The sequence below is a fragment of the Pseudomonas sp. MF09150 genome (assembly GCF_059862355.1).
Genome location: NZ_JCBCUS010000003.1, coordinates 665,184 through 683,457, shown reverse-complemented (window position 1 = coordinate 683,457; position 18,274 = coordinate 665,184). Strand labels below are relative to the sequence as shown.

15 protein-coding genes and 1 pseudogene are annotated in these 18,274 nt (G+C 63.1%); 8 read left to right on the top strand and 8 right to left on the bottom strand.

Annotated elements, in window-relative coordinates:
- Positions 1 to 46: 46 nt before the first annotated feature.
- On the top strand, positions 47 to 439 hold the full coding sequence (locus AC19YX_RS16035) for a DUF6957 family protein (protein WP_140396033.1): 393 nt from the start codon (positions 47 to 49) through the stop codon (positions 437 to 439).
- 311 nt (positions 440 to 750) lie between these two features.
- Here the strand turns inward: AC19YX_RS16035 and AC19YX_RS16030 are convergent, their stop codons facing one another.
- Positions 751 to 1,662 carry a bifunctional GNAT family N-acetyltransferase/nucleoside diphosphate kinase regulator gene (locus tag AC19YX_RS16030; protein WP_500606592.1) on the bottom strand — a complete coding sequence of 304 codons (912 nt, stop codon included), beginning with the start codon at positions 1,660 to 1,662 and terminating at the stop codon, positions 751 to 753.
- A 572-nt stretch (positions 1,663 to 2,234) separates the two neighbouring features.
- Between AC19YX_RS16030 and AC19YX_RS16025 the strand changes: the two genes are divergently transcribed.
- From AC19YX_RS16025 to AC19YX_RS15995, 7 genes and pseudogenes are all read left to right on the top strand, one after another.
- Positions 2,235 to 4,439 carry an OsmC domain/YcaO domain-containing protein gene (locus AC19YX_RS16025; RefSeq protein ID WP_078470346.1) on the top strand — a complete coding sequence of 735 codons (2,205 nt, stop codon included), beginning with the start codon at positions 2,235 to 2,237 and terminating at the stop codon, positions 4,437 to 4,439.
- Entirely contained in the window at positions 4,440 to 4,763 is a 324-nt protein-coding gene (locus tag AC19YX_RS16020; RefSeq protein WP_421548158.1) for a hypothetical protein, read from the top strand. It abuts the gene before it with no gap.
- Between the two features lie 27 nt (positions 4,764 to 4,790).
- Complete coding sequence (locus AC19YX_RS16015) at positions 4,791 to 5,693, top strand: LysR family transcriptional regulator (protein ID WP_500606591.1); 903 nt, start codon at positions 4,791 to 4,793, stop codon at positions 5,691 to 5,693.
- Positions 5,694 to 5,824: 131 nt separating this feature from the next.
- Positions 5,825 to 6,454: a glutathione S-transferase family protein gene (locus tag AC19YX_RS16010; RefSeq protein WP_500606590.1), complete on the top strand. Its 630-nt coding sequence runs from the start codon at positions 5,825 to 5,827 to the stop codon at positions 6,452 to 6,454.
- 67 nt (positions 6,455 to 6,521) lie between these two features.
- A pseudogene (locus AC19YX_RS16005) lies at positions 6,522 to 7,418 on the top strand (pyridoxamine 5'-phosphate oxidase family protein); the annotation flags it as partial.
- Positions 7,419 to 7,543: 125 nt separating this feature from the next.
- Positions 7,544 to 8,743 carry a DUF3142 domain-containing protein gene (locus AC19YX_RS16000; protein ID WP_500606589.1) on the top strand — a complete coding sequence of 400 codons (1,200 nt, stop codon included), beginning with the start codon at positions 7,544 to 7,546 and terminating at the stop codon, positions 8,741 to 8,743.
- Complete coding sequence (locus tag AC19YX_RS15995) at positions 8,730 to 10,859, top strand: hypothetical protein (protein WP_500606588.1); 2,130 nt, start codon at positions 8,730 to 8,732, stop codon at positions 10,857 to 10,859. Before AC19YX_RS16000 ends, AC19YX_RS15995 begins: the two co-directional genes overlap by 14 nt.
- A 40-nt stretch (positions 10,860 to 10,899) precedes the next feature.
- Here the strand turns inward: AC19YX_RS15995 and lpdA are convergent, their stop codons facing one another.
- The 7 genes from lpdA to AC19YX_RS15960 form a co-directional block, all read right to left on the bottom strand.
- A complete protein-coding gene (gene lpdA / locus AC19YX_RS15990) occupies positions 10,900 to 12,300 on the bottom strand; it encodes a dihydrolipoyl dehydrogenase (protein ID WP_500606587.1) in 1,401 nt (466 codons plus the stop codon).
- Between the two features lie 195 nt (positions 12,301 to 12,495).
- Positions 12,496 to 13,428 (bottom strand): phosphatidate cytidylyltransferase, encoded by a 933-nt coding sequence (locus tag AC19YX_RS15985; RefSeq protein WP_020294910.1) that lies wholly within the window; start codon positions 13,426 to 13,428, stop codon positions 12,496 to 12,498.
- A 1-nt stretch (position 13,429) separates the two neighbouring features.
- A complete protein-coding gene (locus tag AC19YX_RS15980; protein WP_020294909.1) occupies positions 13,430 to 14,050 on the bottom strand; it encodes a lysophospholipid acyltransferase family protein in 621 nt (206 codons plus the stop codon).
- 9 nt (positions 14,051 to 14,059) lie between these two features.
- Complete coding sequence (locus AC19YX_RS15975; protein WP_500606586.1) at positions 14,060 to 14,515, bottom strand: hypothetical protein; 456 nt, start codon at positions 14,513 to 14,515, stop codon at positions 14,060 to 14,062.
- Positions 14,505 to 15,848 carry a phosphatase PAP2/dual specificity phosphatase family protein gene (locus tag AC19YX_RS15970; protein WP_500606585.1) on the bottom strand — a complete coding sequence of 448 codons (1,344 nt, stop codon included), beginning with the start codon at positions 15,846 to 15,848 and terminating at the stop codon, positions 14,505 to 14,507. Before AC19YX_RS15970 ends, AC19YX_RS15975 begins: the two co-directional genes overlap by 11 nt.
- Positions 15,848 to 17,605: a bifunctional alpha/beta hydrolase/class I SAM-dependent methyltransferase gene (locus AC19YX_RS15965; RefSeq protein WP_500606584.1), complete on the bottom strand. Its 1,758-nt coding sequence runs from the start codon at positions 17,603 to 17,605 to the stop codon at positions 15,848 to 15,850. The genes AC19YX_RS15970 and AC19YX_RS15965 overlap by 1 nt, the downstream gene beginning before the upstream one ends.
- A gap of 10 nt (positions 17,606 to 17,615) precedes the next feature.
- On the bottom strand, positions 17,616 to 18,239 hold the full coding sequence (locus tag AC19YX_RS15960; protein ID WP_500606583.1) for a CDP-alcohol phosphatidyltransferase family protein: 624 nt from the start codon (positions 18,237 to 18,239) through the stop codon (positions 17,616 to 17,618).
- Positions 18,240 to 18,274 lie beyond the last annotated feature (35 nt).

Here is an 18,274-nt window from a genome sequence, read left to right as displayed (position 1 = left end):
GGATGATTCACGTTCGAGTCAGTTTACCGACCGGCTGGAGGGATGAATGAATTTGGCGGCGTTTACCTCGCTGCTTTCCGCAGGCGAAAACATAAACGGGTGCCCACTCCCCGATTTAGATGCAGTGACATTCGCAGGTCTGCATTTTCCTTCCCGTGCATATTGCCTTGTTGCTGATTGGGTAATCTTGGATCTCGAAGTTACAACACGTCAACGAATAGCCATCACCGATAGAGGGCTTATCCCTGCCTTGGTTTACGCATTGACGGTTATCCAAGATAGAAAAGGTCGTTTTGCGCCTGGTGATTGGGTCAGATCAACGTTGGGGGTTTCCTTCACTCACAACTGCTTGTTTGAGACGAAAAATACGGTTTATGTGCTTATGGGAGCCGGCCGTAGGTTGCGCACAGATTTAGACATCGCACTGAGCTTGTGCTGAAGACCGCAGATTATGCTGCTCCCCTCCTGACCGCTTACTTCAGTTGTTGGTGTCACACTATGTTGGGAGCAGCCCGGCCCTGTATTTGAAGCGCAGCCCATCTGTGTCAATCTATGTTGCTGTTGTCTTTATCGCGAATCATCCTACAGACCCCGATTTACGCGATGGGTTGTGTCAAACTATGTTGTTGGTACCCAGCGTGGATTGAGAGGCTTAAAAGTGTCGCAGGAGCCGGCTAGGTCTGTCCTACCGCCTCCTGCCTTTCGCAACCACCTCGCGCCTGATGGTCCAACACTGAGCAAAGGGCGCAGTTAAAGGTGGAAATCGCCCGCAGCCTCCGGCTGGTAAAGCACTTTCCTGATCTCAATCCGACGGGTCCGATCTGAAATTCGCCAGTCGATGGCGTCCCCCTCCTGATAGCCCAGGATGGCGGCGCCGATATCGGAATACACGGAATGCTTCCCTGCGTTGCTGTCCGCGTCTTCAGGGTAGACCAAGGCCACTTCCATCTCTTCGTCGTCCAGCTGCAGCAAGGTCCTGGAGTTCATCGTGACGACATTGCGCGCCACCTGCTGTGGCTTGACCACAATGGCTCGCTCAAGCTCATGTTCGAGTTCAACAACGGCCGGGCCTTGCTCGAGCACGATTAGACTTTCGAGCCTGGCCTTGTCGATTTCAGTGATGTAGATCCTGGTGGAGTCGCCAGCAGCACCTTCGCGCAAGAACTGGCGATAGCGCCCCGCCGTCATGGAAAATGACTTCAATGTCGGCGTTTCGCTCTCAAGCACAAAGCCGCTGCGCAAAAAGGCTTTCAGCGAGCGCGCGTTGTCCGGGTGGATCTTGGCGATGAGCTTCTTGGCCCGCATGTCGAGGAAGGCCAGTTTCATGCCTTCGCGGATCGTACGGGCGCCAAGGTTGCGGCCCCATTTGTCGCTGTCTCCGATGACCAGGACTATCTCGCAATTTGAGTCGGTCTTGATCAGACGGACAAAGCCCACCGGTGCGTCATGCCGGTCATAGGCCATGAAGAATCGGCCGCCCTGGTTGAATAGATGGGTCAGGATCGGCGATTGAGTCCGATCGATGGCTTGCTCGATGGAGCGCGAGACATGACGCGAATCGCTCAGATAGCAGGTAACGCGTTCGTCCTCCAACCAATCCATCAGCGTCAGGGCGTGCGCCCGAGTAATTTCAGGGCACAAAGAAATGAAAGGCTTGTTCATCTTCACCACACTTATTGCAAAGGATGAAAGCCCTTCATGGCTATGGCCATGACGGTTCTTTCGGCAACCGGCTATGTTAAGACATAACGCGAGTAATGCCGAATAGCTTGGGGGGCGTTCGAGGATTCAGCGTCTGGTCACTGAGCGTAAATAAACACCGCCACGTCGGTTTCTCTTCCCACGGGAAACAGCGTGGCGATTTTTTTGGCTGGGTACAGGACAGCCCTTTCTCTTGATATGCATTGGCTGAAAAATTCTACGTCCAGCTAGTTGATCGCATAAAAACATCGACAAGAGTTATGCACCGCTAACTTGGCGGCGATATCTTGCTTAATTGGCAATTGTATTAATCTCGGCTGGGCATTATTCGCCCGTAACTACTGGGTATAAGCAACATGGCTGCGGCTTTTCAGCCGATATAAGGCCGGGTTGAAAATAACGCGGTCTATTGATCGCCCGTAGCCCTGCTGCACAGGGCCGGCCAGCAGCCCTCACGGAAAAGCACAAGACTTCCGACCGAAAAACCGGATAATACCGGCCAAATTTGTGGCTCGTTATTCTGGTAATCCCCCATGGAAATCAAGGTCAACTTTCTCGACAACCTTCGACTTGAAGCCAAGTTCGATGACTTCACGGTAGTGGCCGATCAGCCTATTCGCTATAAGGGCGATGGCTCGGCACCGGGTCCATTCGATTACTTTCTGGCTTCGTCGGCGCTGTGTGCGGCCTATTTCGTGAAGTTGTATTGCGACACTCGCAGTATTCCTACCGAGAATATCCGCCTGTCGCAGAACAACATTGTTGACCCGGAAAATCGCTACAACCAGATTTTCAAGATCCAGGTTGAGTTGCCGGCTGATATTTCCGACAAAGACCGTCAGGGCATCCTGCGCTCCATCGACCGTTGCACGGTGAAGAAGGTGGTGCAGGCCGGGCCGGAGTTTGTGATTGAGGAAGTGGAAAACCTGGATGCCGATGCCCAGGCGTTGTTGATGCCCAATGCGGCCAGCGATGCAGGCACCTACATTGTGGGCAAGGACCTGCCGCTGGAGCAGACCATCGCCAATATGTCGGCCATTCTGGCGGGCCTGGGGATGAAGATCGAGATCGCCTCGTGGCGCAATATCGTGCCCAATGTGTGGTCGCTGCATATCCGCGATGCGCATTCGCCGATGTGTTTCACCAACGGCAAGGGTGCGACCAAGGAAGGTGCGCTGGCGTCGGCCCTGGGCGAGTTTATCGAGCGCCTCAACTGCAACTTCTTCTACAACGATCAGTTCTGGGGCGAGGACATCGCCAACGCGGCGTTTGTGCATTACCCGGATGAGCGCTGGTTCAAGCCCGGCCGTAAAGATGAACTGCCGGCCGGCATTCTCGATGCGTATTGCCTGAAGATCTACAACCGCGATGGCGAGTTGCGCGGTTCGCATTTGTACGACACCAACTCCGGCAACGAAGAGCGCGGCATCGTTTCGCTGCCCTTTGTGCGTCAGTCCGATGGCGAGGTGGTGTATTTCCCATCGAACCTGATCGAAAACCTGTTCCTCAGCAACGGCATGAGTGCCGGCAACACGCTGGCCGAAGCCCAGGTGCAGTGCCTGTCGGAGATCTTCGAGCGTGCGGTGAAACGCGAAATCATCGAAGGTGAATTCGCGCTGCCGGATGTGCCCCAGGAAGTGCTGGCCAAATACCCTGGGATCCTGGCGGGGATTCAGGGTCTGGAAGCCCAGGGTTTCCCGGTGCTGGTGAAGGACGCGTCCCTGGGCGGTGAGTTTCCGGTGATGTGCGTAACCTTGATGAACCCGCGCACCGGCGGTGTATTCGCTTCGTTTGGCGCCCACCCAAGCCTGGAAGTGGCGCTGGAGCGCAGCCTCACTGAACTGCTGCAAGGCCGCAGTTTTGAAGGCCTCAACGATTTGCCCCAGCCGACTTTCGAAGGCCATGCGGTCACTGAGCCGAACAACTTCGTCGAGCACTTTATCGACTCCAGCGGCGTGGTGTCGTGGCGTTTCTTCAGCTCCAAGTCGGACTACGAGTTTGTGGAGTGGGACTTCACCAGCCAGGGTGAGAACGCCAACGCCGAAGAGGCCGCGACGCTGTTCGGCATTCTCGAAGGCATGGGTAAAGAAGCCTACATGGCGGTGTACGAGCATCTCGGCGCCCCGGCCTGTCGCATCCTGGTGCCGGACTACTCGGAAATTTATCCGGTGGACGATCTGATTTGGGATAACACCAACAAAGCGCTGTTCTTCCGCGCCGATATCCTCAACCTGCATCGCCTGGATGAGGAGGCTCTGAAAGACCTGGTCGAGCGTCTGGTGGAAAGTGAGCTGGACGACTACACCGATATCACCACCTTGATCGGCATCGAGTTCGACGACAACACGGCCTGGGGCCAGTTGACCATCCTTGAGCTGAAGCTGCTGATTTACCTGGCCCTGCAGCAATTTGAAGAAGCCAAGGAGGCGGTCGAAACCTTCCTCCAGTACAACGACAACACGGTCGAGCGCGGGCTGTTCTACCAGGCCGTGAACGCGGTGCTGGAAATGGAACTGGACGAAGACCTGGAGCTGGAAGACTACGAGGTCAATTTCCGCCGCATGTTCGGCAATGAGCGGATGGACGCCGCGATCGGTTCGGTCAATTCCAGCGTGCGTTTCTACGGCCTGACACCGACCAGCATGAAGCTGGAAGGGCTCGACCGGCACCTGCGGCTGATCGACAGCTACAAGAAGCTGCACACGGCGCGGGCCAATGTCGCGGCGTCAGCTCGTTAAATGCCCAGGTCGCGCCTGCTGTATCCATTGATCCTGGTCGGCGCGGCCTCGCTCTTGTTGCTGGGGGCCCTGACGCCGGTACTGTCCAACGGTCTGCTGTTGCTGCTGGAGCGCTCCAACTTCATCCCGGCCGAGTCGTCGATCTGGACCTTCGAACCCACGGTGACCAACCAGGGGTCGTCGTCCTATTGGCTGTACGGCGAAGACCGACAGCACTATTTCTATTTCTCCTACACGCCGGATGCGCCTTATCGGTTGATCGCCAAGAACAACGGCTGCGTGGCGTTCGACAAGCATGACGTCACCACCTGGTGCATTCGCTAGAACAACCACCGCCGCCGAGGTTGATCCATGGATAGATTCCAGGAAATGCAGGTGTTCGTCTGCGTTGCCCAAGAGCAGGGATTTGCGGCGGCGGCCCGGCGCTTGAACCTGTCGGCGGCCAGTGTGACCCGCGCGGTGGCGGCACTCGAACAGCGCATTGGCAGCCTGCTGCTGACCCGCACCACCCGCAGCGTGCACGTGACCGATGCCGGCCAGCGTTTCCTGGAAGACTGCCGGCGAATCCTTGGCGAATTGCAGGACGCCGAAGCCTCGGCCGCCGGGGTGCATGCCCAGCCCCGTGGGCAACTGACGATCACCGCGCCGGTGTTGTTTGGCGATTTGTTTGTCACGCCGCTGGTGGTCGATTACCTGCGCCAGTTTCCCGAGGTCAGCATCAACGCGTTGCTGGTGGATCGGGTGGCGAGCATGGTCGACGAGGGCATCGACGTCGCGGTGCGCATCGGCGAGCTGCCGGACAGCGGCCAGCATGCGATCCGGGTTGGCGAAGTGCGCCGGGTGGTGTGTGCCTCGCCGGCCTTTCTGTCGGCCTATGGTCGGCCCCAGCACCCGGAGGATTTGCGTCAGGCGCCGATCATTGCCCCGTCTGCGGTCGGCCAGTCGCGTCATTGGCAGTTTGAGCAGGGCGGCACCGCACTGAGTATTCGCCTGGAGCCACGGCTGCTGGTTTCCGCCAACCAGGCGGCGATCAGCGCGGCGTGCCTGGGGCTGGGCCTGACCCGGGTGCTGTCGTACCAGGTGGGGAGCAGAGTGGCGGCTGGCGAACTGGAAATCGTCTTGCAGGCCTTCGAGCTGGCGCCCTTGCCGATTCATGTGGTGTATCAGGGCGGGCGCAAGGCGCCGGCGCGGGTGCGCAGTTTTGTCGATCTGGCGGTACAGGGGCTGCGCGAGCACCCCGCGTTGAGCCGCTAGCTATCAGGTTTTATTGCAGCCAATGAAATAATGGATTGTGTTTTCTAGTGATTCTGCAGTTTTCACACAGGGTGGAAAATGGCTCCCGTCAGTGCGGCTCCCGTGAGCCGCCGTTACCTTGCGGAGTTCCTGTGTCCCAGTCCCCGATCAAGTTTTACAACTTCCCCCGTTCTGGCCACGCGCACCGCGTCGAGTTGATGCTGTCGTTGCTGCACCTGCCGGTCGAGACCCTGTTGGTCGACCTGACCCAGGGGGCACACAAACAGCCGGCGTTCCTGGCATTGAATTCATTCGGCCAGGTGCCGGTGATTGATGACCAGGGGGTGATCCTGGCCGACTCCAACGCGATTCTGGTGTACCTGGCGCAGCGCTATGGCCAGGGCCGCTGGCTGCCAAGTGACCCGGTAGGCGCGGCACGGGTTCAGCGTTGGCTGTCGGTGGCGGCGGGGCCGTTGGCCTCGGGCCCGGCCACGGCACGCCTGATTACGGTGTTTGGCGCGCCGGGCGATGCCCCGCAAGTGATTGCCCGTTCTCACGCGCTGCTCAAGGTGCTCGATCAGGAACTGGCGCCGCAGCCTTACCTGGCAGGTGCCGAGCCAACCATCGCCGATGTGGCGTGCTACAGCTATATCGCCCACGCCCCGGAAGGCAACGTGTCCCTGGCCGATTACCCCCAGGTCCGCGCCTGGCTGGCGCGCATCGAAGCCTGGCCCGGTTTTGTCCCGATGCCGCGGACCGTGGCCGGCCTGTACACCGCGTAAACCATTGAGGGCCCAGCCCGGCTGGCGCCCCTGTTGACTGTGCCTCGGGCACAAGGGAGCCATCGTCATGAACCCACAATCGCCCTGGCACGCCGGTGAACAACAGTTGCAGGCGCACATGGGGGTGGTCGAGCGCATGCAAGCGCTTGGCAGCAAGGTGATCCGCCAGGCAATGCCCGATCAGCACCGCCAGTTCTATCAGCAGTTGCCTTTCCTGCTGTTTGGCGCGGTGGATGCTGCGGGCAACCCTTGGGCGAGCCTCCTTGAAGGGCCGCCCGGCTTCGCCCATAGCCCGGCGCCGGACCTGTTGCGCATTGAGCGGTTGCCAGCGCCCGAAGACCCGGCGCAGCTGGCTGCGGGCGCCGCCATCGGCCTGCTCGGGATCGAGCTGCACACGCGGCGCCGGAACCGGCTCAATGGCCGGCTCCAGGCTTACGCCGCAGACGGTTTCAGCGTTGCAGTGCAGCAGGCGTTCGGCAATTGCCCGCAATACATCCAGCGCCGCGAGTTCGAGCAGGCGCCAGCCATCACCTCGGCCATGCCTGCGGTGCAACGGCTGGAACAGTTGGACGCGGCCGCGACGGCCCTGATCAGCGCCGCCGATACGCTGTTTGTCGCCAGTTACCTGGACCAGCCCGAGGGCCGTTCGGTGGATGTTTCCCATCGTGGCGGGCCGCCCGGGTTCGTCAGGGTCGAGGGTAATTGCCTGACGATTCCGGATTACTCGGGCAACCGTTTCTTCAACACCCTGGGTAACCTGCTGCTCAATCCCCGCGCCGGCTTGCTGTTTATCGACTTTGCCCGGGGCGATCTGCTGCAACTCAGCGGCCGTACGCAGATCATCCTTGAGGGCCCGCAGGTCGAGGCCTTGCCGGGGGCCGAGCGAGTCTGGCAACTGCAGGTCGAGCACCTGGTACGACGCCCGGCGGCCCTGGGTTTGCGCGGGCATTTCCCGGCGCCCTCGGTTTGACCGGAGCGTCTAAAAATACCCGGCGCGCATTGCTCCCAAGCCTGGGCCTGCGTAGGCTGGCGGATCTGAAAACAGGGCCTTGAACCGGCCCTTTTTGCGTCAAGGGATACCCGCGATTCATGTCCGCTTCCGTCTGCGTCCGCCTTTGTGTGTTGCTGTTCGCCCTGTTGCTCGGCGGCTGCGAGCCCAGGGACACGACCGCGCTCGACCAGCAGCTCTATATCTGGCAACGCCAATGGACCCCGGCCCATGGCGATGCACTGGCCCGGACCCGCGCCGACTTTTCCACCTTGCGCGTGCTGGCGCTGCAGGCCTTCCCCGGTGCCGGCTGGAGCCGCGCACGCATCGATGCACCGCTGCTCAAGGCCGACGGGCGCCCGCTGATTGCGGTGATTCGCCTCGATGGCCAGCTCAAGAGTCTGGATCAGGCCGAGGTCAGCGCGCAGATCCTGCAATTGCTCGCCGACTGGCAGGCCCAGGGCTTGACCCCGGTCGGGGTGGAGATCGACCACGACGCCGGCAGTGCGCGGCTGCCGGCCTATGCCGGGTTCCTCACTCAATTGCGCGGCGTATTGCCGGCCTCCCTCAAGCTCAGCATCACCGCCTTGCCGTCGTGGCTGGGCAGTCGCGAGTTGCCGGCGCTGCTGGCCACGGTCGACAGCAGCGTGTTGCAGGTGCATGCCGTCAGCGATCCGCGGCACGGCCTGTTCGATCCACAGCAGGCCCGGCAATGGGCCGAGCGCTGGGCCAAGGTCAGCGACAAACCGTTCTACCTGGCCTTGCCGGCCTACGGCGTGGCCCTGCTGCCCAGTGATGGCGGGGCGCCGGTGATTGAAAGCGAAGTGCCGGTGCCAGGCCTTGGCCAGCGCCGTGAGCTGATGGCCGACCCGGTGCAACTGGCCAAGCTGGCTCGTGAATTGCGCGGGGATCGGCTGCCCCATCTGGCGGGGCTGATCTGGTTTCGCCTGCCGCTCCAGGGCGATCGGCGGGCCTGGAGTGTCGAAACCCTGGGCGCTGTGGCCCGTGGTGATGAACTGATCAGCCGGTGGCAGCTGACATTCAGCGAAAAAGACGGTCTGTTTGATATTCGCCTGGGCAACACGGGCAATCTCGACAGCCCCTTGCCCGAGCAGGTCAGCCTGGTGGTGGAAGGCTGCCAGGCCAGCGACGCCCTGGCCGGTTACGGGGTGCAACAACGCCCCGGGCAGTTGCTGTTCACCCGGCGCAGTGAAGGCCGTTTGCAGGCAGGAAGCGCGCGAGCCCTGGGCTGGGCGCGTTGTTCAAGAATTGATCAAGGAGCGTCCCATGTTCGTCCCTAAACCCCGTCACCTGTTGTGCCTGAGCCTGTGCCTGCCGCTGACCTCGGCGTTGGCCTGCGGGCCGTTTTTCCCGGCGCGCCTGCTGGGTGACCGGGCGCAGACCCTGGCCGTGTTGCCCGAGGGCAGCTTTCAGTTCGAGGTCAGCCGCCTGGGGCAGGTAATTGCCGGGCTCAAGCCGGCGACCGAGGCTTCGCTGTCGCCCTATTACGACGGTGGCGAGCAGCCGTACCAGGAGCAGCGGGACAAAGCCGAGCAGGACGGCCTGACTGACGCCCAGCGCACGCTGGTGGCCCAGTTGCGCCAACTGCAGGACCCGCATCAGGCGCAGCAACAGGGCGCCAGCCTGCCGCTGGAAATCAACCTGTACCTGGCCGGGGCCGTGGCCTTCAAGGCCGGCGACAACGCCCAGGCGGCGGAGTATTTCCGCCAGGTGCTGGCCTTGCCGGCGCCGCAGCGCGCACTGCGCAGTACCTGGGCGGCCTATTCCCTGGGGCGGGCGTTGTACACCATGGGCCAGGAGGCTGGCGATCTCGACGAACAGGGCCGTCAGGCATTGATGCAGCAGGCCCGGCAGGCCTTTCAGCAAGCGCGGCAATTGAGCATCGACGGCTTTGGCGACCCGTTGGAACTGGGCATCGCCAGTTTGGGCGAAGAAGCCCGCGTGGCGAAAATGGCCGGCGACTGGCAGCAGGCCATCGAGCTGTATGCCAGCCAGAGTCGCCTGGGTTCGTCGATCGGCACCAGCTCCCTGCGTGAGCTGGCGGGCGAGCTCGCGGCACTGCCTGAAGAGCAGTTGCAGGCCTTGTTCAGTCACCCCGCCGTCCCGCGTTTGCTGGCGGCGAGCCTGATCAGTCGCATGACTGGCGAACCCACTCAGCGCTCGGAGTCTGATCAGAAAATGATCAAGCTGCTCAGCCATTCGGCCAGCGGCAGCCTGGACAACGCCGACCGCCTGGCGGCGCTGAATTATCAGATCGGCGACTACGCCACCACCAAGCTGCTGCTCGAACGGGCCGGCGATGGCGGCCTGGCCTGGTGGCTGCGGGCCAAGCTGGCGCTGCGCGACGATGACAAGGCCGCGGCGGCCAGCGCCTATGCCAAGGCGGCCAAGGCCTTCCCCCAGGGCGAAAGCTGGGGTGAGCGCACCGGCGAGGACGGCAACTACGAAACCCTCAGGCCCGGCTGCCGGGTCGAGGGTGAAAGTGCGGTGCTGGCGCTGGAGCGTGGCGATTACCTGCAGGCGTTCGAGCAGCTGTATCACAGCGACGACATCTACTGGCAGGACGCGGCCACCGTGGCCGAGCGCGTGCTGACCGTGGATGAACTCAAGCAGTTCGTCGACACCCAGGTCCCGGCGCCACCGCCGACGCCGAAGCAGGAACAGGGCTACTACCAGACCCTGCCGATTGCCGCGCAGCTGCGTGAGCTGCTCGGCCGCAGGTTGTTGCGCGAAGGCCGCTACGCCGAAGCGCCGGGCTACTTCGACAGCCCCGAGTTGCAGGCCACTGCCAAGGCCTATGGCGATTACCGGCGCCAGGCGGAATCGGCCTGGCTGCCCACCGGCCGTGCCGAAGCCTACTACCGGGCCGGGCAATTGGCGCGCAAGTCGGGGATGGAGATCCTCGGGTATGAGATGGGGCCGGACTACCGCACCCTGTGGGGGGACTACAGCCTGGAGATCCCCGCGACCACGGCCGGGCCCTTTGTCAGTGCGGCGGAAGTCGAACGCCAGCAGGCCAGCCAGGCCGAGCCCGACGTGCGTTATCACTACCGCTATGTGGCGGGAGCCTTGGCCAACACCGCCGCCGATTTCCTGCCTCACAGCAGCCAGGCCTTCGCCGCGGTGCTGTGCAAGGCGGCGCGCTGGACCCGGGGCAGCGATGTCGAGATCGACTACTACCAGCGTTATGTGGAACACGGCCCCTATGTGGAATGGGCCGGCAACTTCGGCATGAACTGTGAAGAGCCGAATTTCGACACCGCCAATAAACGCTACCTGACCCAGTGGCTGGACGGGCTGTATTCCACACTGCGGGCCCACAAGACCGGTGTGCTGCTGGGCGCCGGTTTGCTGGTGCTGGGCGCCGGCTACCTGCTCTGGCGCAGGAGAGCCTAAGCCCCCCTCAGCGGCAAGCTACACGTTTGAGGCTTGCAGCTTAGAACTGCGTTGCTGCCCCTTCCACATCCATTGCCGCCTGGCGCAGGGCTTCGGAGCGGGTGGGGTGGGGGTGGCAGGTGAGGGCGATGTCTTCGGCCGAGGCCGAGAACTCCATGGCCACGCAGTACTCGCCGATCATTTCACTGACGCTGGGGCCCACCAGGTGCACCCCGAGGATCTGATCGGTGTGCTCGTCGGCCAGTACCTTGGCGAAGCCTTCGGTCTCATGGTTGATCTTGGCCCGGCTGTTGGCGCTGAACGGGAACTTGCCGACCTTGTAGGCCCGGCCTTCGGCCTTGAGCTGCTCCTCGGTCTTGCCGACGCTAGCCAGTTCCGGCCGGGTGTAGATGACGTTGGGGATCAGCGCGTAATTGACCTCGGCGGCCTTGCCGACGATCTGCTCGATGCAGGCCATGGCTTCGTCCTCGGCCTTGTGGGCGAGCATCGGTCCGGAGGTCACGTCACCGATCACCCAGACCCCGGCAGCCGCCGTACGGTGGCGTTCGTTGGCCAGCATGCCCCGCGAGTCGGTGCTCAAGCCGAGGTTTTCCAGGCCCAGGCCCTGGGTGTAAGGCCGGCGCCCGATGGCCACCAGCACGTAGTCGGCCTCGATCAGCTCAGCGCTGCCGCCGGCCGCCGGTTCGACGCTCAACTGCACGCCGTTGGCCGAGGTGGTGGCGCGGGTGACCTTGGCCCCGAGCTTGAAGGTGATGCCCTGTTTGCCCAGGGCGCGCTGCAGGGTCTTGCCGGCTTCGCCGTCGACCCCGGGGCAGATCCGGTCCAGGTACTCGACCACGGTGACCTCGGCCCCCAGGCGGCGCCAGACCGAGCCCAGCTCCAGGCCGATGACCCCGGCTCCGATCACCACCAGGTGCTTGGGCACTTCGCCCAGGGACAGGGCACCGGTGGAATCGAGGATGCGTTTATTGTCGATCTCCACCCCGGGCAAGGGCGTCGGCTCGGAGCCGGTGGCGATCACAATGTCCTTGGCCTGCAATGAGGTCTTGGCGCCCTGGTTGTCGGTCACCGTGACCTTGCCCGGCCCGTCGATATGGCCCCAGCCCTTGATCCAGTCGACCTTGTTCTTGCGAAACAGAAACTCGATGCCCTTGGTCAGGCCGGCCACGCTTTCGTCCTTCTGTTTCATCATCTGCGCCAGGTTGAGGGTCGGCTTGACCTCGATGCCCAGGTTGGCGAATTCCTGGCCCATGGCCGCGTCGTACAGTTCCGAGGCATGCAGCAACGCCTTGGACGGCATGCAGCCCACGTTCAGGCAGGTGCCGCCGAGGGTGGCGCGGCCTTCGACGCAGGCGGCTTTCAGCCCCAACTGGCCGGCACGGATGGCCGCGTTGTAGCCACCGGGGCCGCCGCCCAGAATCACGACGTCGTAGGTACTCATGGCGTTACTCCTGCACAAGGGATGGGAAAGGAAGACCGTTGAAGGATGGCCGAATAAAAAATTACGGTCGTAATATGAGACCTCGAAAGCCTGCCGGTCAAGGGCCGGGTTTCGAGGAAGGAAGGCGGGGGGAGCAGGAGGGAGATTGCTCGGGGGAGGTCGATGCCCCCGCCCGAGCGATAGCGCGTCGTTACCTCAGGTCCACCAGTAGCGCACCAGGTGGAAGAAGATCGGCGCGGCGAAACACACCGAATCCAGGCGATCGAGCATGCCGCCGTGGCCTTCGATCATGTGCCCCCAGTCCTTGACCCCACGGTCGCGCTTGATGGCCGACATGACGATGCCACCGGCGAAGCCCAGCAGGTTGATCAGGAGGGCGATCAGGAACGACTGCCAGATGTTGAACGGGGTGATCCAGAACAGCGCGCCGCCGATCAGCGAGGCCAGCAGGATGCCGCCGACAAAGCCTTCCACCGTCTTGGACGGTGACAGGTTGGGCGCGATCTTGCGTTTGCCGAAGAGTTTTCCACAGACGTACTGCAGCACGTCCGACAGCTGCACGACGATCACCAGGTAGGCGATCAGCAGCAGGTTGCGGCCCTCATAGCCGGCGATATCGAGGGTCAGCAGGGCCGGTACGAACGACACGCAGAACACTGCGATCATCAAGCCCCACTGGACCTTGGAGGCGCGCTCCAGGAAGTGCGTGGTGTCGCCGCCCAGGGACGCCAGGATCGGCAGCAGGAGGAACACGTAGACCGGGATAAAGATCGAAAACAGCCCGTACCAGTCTGAGTAGATCAGCAGGTATTGCAGGGGCAGCGCCAGGTAGAACGCCGCCACCAGCGCCGGGTAGTCGCTGCGCCGGGTCGGGGTCAGGGTCAGGAATTCACGCAGGGCGTAGAACGACACCGCGTAGAACAGCAGGATCACCGCGCTGGTGCCGAGCCAGAAGGCCAGGCCGATCACCACCACCATCACCCACCAGGCGTTGATCCGCGCGTTGAGGTTGTCGATCACCGAGTTGGGCGTGCCGCGGGTGCGCAGCTTGAGGATGAAACCGATCAGCGAGGCCAGCACCAAAATGGCACCGATGCCGCCGAACAACATCAGGGTTTGCTTATCCATGTCAGGAATGCTCCGGGGCCAGGGCCAGCAGCGCTTCGCGGCTGCGTTCAAGGAAGTGCTCTTTGCTTTCACCTTCTTCAAGGTTCAGCGGGGCGCCGAAACTGGTGGTGCATAACAGCGGCAGCGGCAGGAACCGGCCCTTGGGCATGACCCGGTTCAGGTTGGCGATCCACACCGGAATCAATTGCGCCTGTGGGTAACTTTTTGCCAGGTGGTAGATCCCGCTCTTGAACGGCAGCAGGCCGTCTTCGAGGTTACGCGTGCCTTCGGGGAAGATGATCAGCGAATCACCGTTCTCCAGGGCATCGAGCATGGGCTGCAAGGGGTTATCCACAGGCTCTTTGCGCTCGCGGTCGATCAGCACGCCGTTGAACACGCGGTTGATGATGTAGCGGCGCAGGGTGCTCTTGTGCCAGTAGTCGGAGCCGGCCACCGGGCGCGTCAATTTGCGCAGGGCCGGCGGCAACGAGGCCCAGAGCAGCACGAAATCGCCGTGGCTGCTGTGGTTGGCGAAGTAGATGCGCTGGGTCGCTTCCGGCGCGCAGCCGAGCCACAGGCTGCGGGCCCCGGTGATGCTGCGCGCGGCAGAGGTGATGAGGGTGGAGACCACGGGTTCGAACATGAGAATTCCTTATCCGGCAAAGGCCAGCCAGGGGCTGGCCAGGATGAAGCCCAATGTCAGCAAAACTTGTACAGCGAGCAGCAGAGCCTGGCGGCGCAACAGCCCCAGGGCACCACGGGTACGTTCGGGCCAGGGCCGGCCAGCGCGTGCGGCGGGTTGCAGGCCCAGCGCGCTGAGGGCCAGGTCCAGCGCCTGGGTACGCTCGGCCAGTGGCTGTGGATCGTCGGCGACCCGTTGAAACAGATCGGCATCGAAGGCCACGCGCAGCGCCCAGTATTTTTCCAGCAGGCCCACCACCAACAGGGTCACCCCGAAACACAGCAGCCATGGATTGAAAGTTGCCAGCCACCAGGGGCTGAGCCCCAGGGCGACACCGAACAGGCTCAGCCCTGTGGATAACTGATCCAGGCTGCGCCCGCGGCGCAACAGGCTGGCCACCGCGTGCAATTGCATGTCAGTGGCCATAAACCGCACCCGCGACTGTGGATAACTGCTCCAGGGCCTGACGGTGCGCCGGGTGCAGGACGATCTGCGGCCGCGCGCGCTGAATCTGCACGATAGCGGCATCGACGTTGGCCGCGCGCCCGGTGTGCAGCAGCCAGGCGGCGATGGCGGTGGCGCTGCGGGAGTAACCCAGGGCGCAGCACACCAGCAGCGGTCCGTGCTGGCGCAGGCTCTCGATGGCCTGTGCGGCGGACAGGCACTGTTCGGGGCTGGGCGCGGTCAGGTCGAGTACAGGGATCGAGCGGTAGGCCAGGTGCCGGGCATCCAGGGACAGCTCGGCGCACAGGTCGACCACCGCGCTGAATGGACTGTCCCGCAGCTCGGCCGGGGTCGGAATCCGCCCCAGCCAGACGTTATCCACAACCTGGTCCGGCTGTGGATGCTTGCGCGTCCACAGCCGAGAATTGATCCAGGCCGCCGCCAGGTAAGGCGCCAGCAGCCAGCGCGCGGCGGGGGTCAAGCGCCCGTCCGCGCGTTTTTGGAAGCCTTCGGCGCCAATCAGGGCGTAGTTCAGGGCCACCAGCAGCAAGGCCACAGCCGGCCACACCAGCCACAGCCAGGTGCCGCCCAGGGTCAGGGCGGGGTAGCCCAGCAGCGCCGCGGCAATCCCGTAGCGCACGGCCAGTTGCCAGCGCTTGGGGTCCTGGGCGGGCTTGAGGCGCAGCAGCGGGCTGGGTCGGTCCAGGGGCCAGAGCCAGACGCACAGCCAGCCGGCCAGGGCGCCTGTGGGCAAGTCGACAAAGTGGTGTTGATAAGTGGTGAGTACCGAGACCCCGATCAGCGCGAACCAGCCGTGTACTAGCCAGCGCCACATCCCTTGGCTATGCCGTTGATAGCAGACCCAGAGGATCACCAGCAGGGCGATATGCAGCGACGGTGCCTGGTTGAACGGTTTGTCGAACCCGGCCAGGACCTCGAACATCCAGCCAAACACCCCGTCCAGCTCCGGCCGGGCAAAGGTGAAGCTCAACGGCCAGAGCAGGAAGCAACTGACCGCGATCAACTGCGCCGTCAGCAGGCGCAGGGCGTGGCGCTTGAGTTCTTCGCGGCTATCGGGCAGCAACAGGGACAGGCCGTACAGCAGGTCGATGGACCAGTAGGGCACGATGGTCCAGGCCCAGAACGGCATATGGCTTTCCCAGCCGAACACCAGGCTGCCGACATCGTCACGCTGGGAGGTATACCAGGTGGCGAAACCGTAGGTGCTGAAAAACAGCGGTGCCAGCAGCAACAACCAGAGCACCGCGGGTTTCAGCAAGCCGGGCTCGCGGCCCGGCGTTGCGGCGTGGGTCATCATTGCATCCGTTGGGCCAGGGACACGCTGAAAATGCCCCACTCATCGACGCGCATGGTCACTTTGCGGAAACCGGCGGCTTCCACCAGTTGGTCCATCTCCGCCTGGGTCCGGCGGCGCATGACCCAGGCCTGGCCCTGGCGGTGGCTGGTCAGGGCGCGGGCGATCAGTTCCAGCTGCGGGTGCCACGGCTGCCCGGTGTACACCAGGTAACCGCCGGGTTCCACGGCCTCGGCCAGGCCGGACAGCGAACCGCCGACCATCTGGTTGTCAGCGAACAGCTCGTACAGGCCCGAGACCACCGCCAGGGTCGGTTTCGGGTCGAGTGCCGCGAGGTCGGCACGGTCGAAGGCATCGCCTTTGACGAAGCGGGCGATCTGGCCCAGGCCTTTCTCGCCGATCAGCGCACTGCCGTCGCGCACGTTGATGTCGCTGTAGTCGCGCAGCAGGATCGATTCCGGCAGCGGGCTGACCCCTTGCAGGGCTTCGAGAATGTAACGCCCGTGACCGGCGGCGATGTCGACGATGCGCACTTCGCTGTTCTGTTCGCGCAGCTTGCCCATGGCCAGGCGCAGCAGTTCCTCGACGTTCAGCTTGCGTTGGCGGATGCCGCGCCAGCCGATGGAGTTGAGGTAGTTCTGGTCGATCATGCGGCCCAGGGCCGACGTGCCGGTGGGTTTGTTGCGGTACACATAGTCCAGGGTGCTGCCGGAATCGAAACCGGTGTCGAAGCCCAGCTTGACCCCGGCCGACAGCTGGCTGCCCAGGCGCATGCTGGCGCGGGTCATGCGCCAGTACAGGTCACGGGGCGAGTTGTGCGGCAGCGGCGCGGCCAGGGATTCGGATTCGGCACAGGTAGCGCCCAGGCGATCGGCATCGAGCAGGGAAGGGCGGTCCAGGGGCTGGGCGAACGTCTGCAGGATAAAGCGTCGTGCGCTGGCGACCGCAGGGGCGCGGTTCTTCTCGCCCAGGGTGTCGTGGAAGAAGCCCGGCAGGATGTGTTTTTCCTTGTGCAGACTGCCCAGGCGCTCGAAGAACTGCTCCTGGGGTTTGCGGTGCACCACGAAGTCGGCGCCGGAAATCAGCAGTTGGGTCGGCACCTGGATTGCCTGGGCGTCGGCCACCACGCGATCGGCAGCCTCATACAGGCCGAGCAAGACGTTGACCGAAATCGCCTTGGTGATCAGCGGGTCGCTGTCATAGGACGCGACGCGTTCCGGGTCATGGCTGAGAAAGCGCGCCTTGACGTAGCTGTTGACGAAGAAATTGCCGCGAAACTTGCGCATCAGGGCCAGGCCGCTGCGGGCAAAGGGCACGTAGAGCTTGACCTTGAACGCCGGCGACGCGAGCACCAGGGAACGGATGCGTGGCGCGTAGTCGTGGACCCAGGTCGAGACGATGACCGCGCCGACACTCTGGGCGACGACCGCGATGTTCTCTTCGTCGATCTGGTAGGTGGCGTTCAAGTGGTCGCAAAAGGTCTGCACGTCTCGCGCGCTGGTGGCGAAACTCGGGCTGTCGCCCCGTGCACCCGGGGACTGGCCATGGCCACGGGCGTCCCAGGCGAAGAAGTCGAAGCCGGGCAGGTCCAGTTCGTCCACCAGGTGGGCGATGCGTCCGGAGTGTTCGTGACCGCGGTGGAACAACAGCACGGCCTGGCGCGGCTCGCCGGGTGTGGCGGCAGTGGCTGGCCAGTGCCGGTAAAACAGTTCTACGCCATCGTGGGTAGTGAACGTCTGGTGTTGAGCATCGCGCATTGCAATTTCCTTATGCTGAGGGAGCGTTGTTCTGCACTTCTTTAAGGCCCTGGCGGACCCGGTTCACAAGGGTGTAAAGCAGCAGTGCGGCGACGATCGCCAGGACGCCGTTGATCCAGGCGGCGGCGAGCCAGCCCAGGGCAATGCCGGTGGCCATGACGCCGAGGATGAACGCCCGATCGCTTTTGCCCATTGGCCCGTCGTAACGCCGGGTGGCGCCGACCATCGGCCCGAGCACGCCGGCGTATTCGCTGAACAGCGCCAACAGCGTGACCGCCAGCACCAGCAGCAGGCTGACGCCGGGGATCACCGCAAACGGCAGGATCAGCGCGCAATCGGCAACGATGTCGCACAGTTCATTGAGGTAGGCGCCGAGGCGCGATTGCTGGCCGAACTCCCGGGCCAGCATGCCGTCGATGGCGTTCAACGCCATGCGCAGGATCATCCACAGGGGAATCAGGGCGAACAGCCACAGGTGGCTGGCGAAACAGGCGATCACCACGCCCACCAGCACCGAGACCAGCGCGGCCAGCACGGTGATCTGGTTGGCGGTGGTGCCGTTGTCGTAAAGACGCTGTACCAGAGGCCGCAGCAGGTTCTGAAAGCGCGGTTTGAGCTGATAAATCGAGAGCATGGTGGGACAGTTCCTTGTCACGCTGGGGAAGCCGG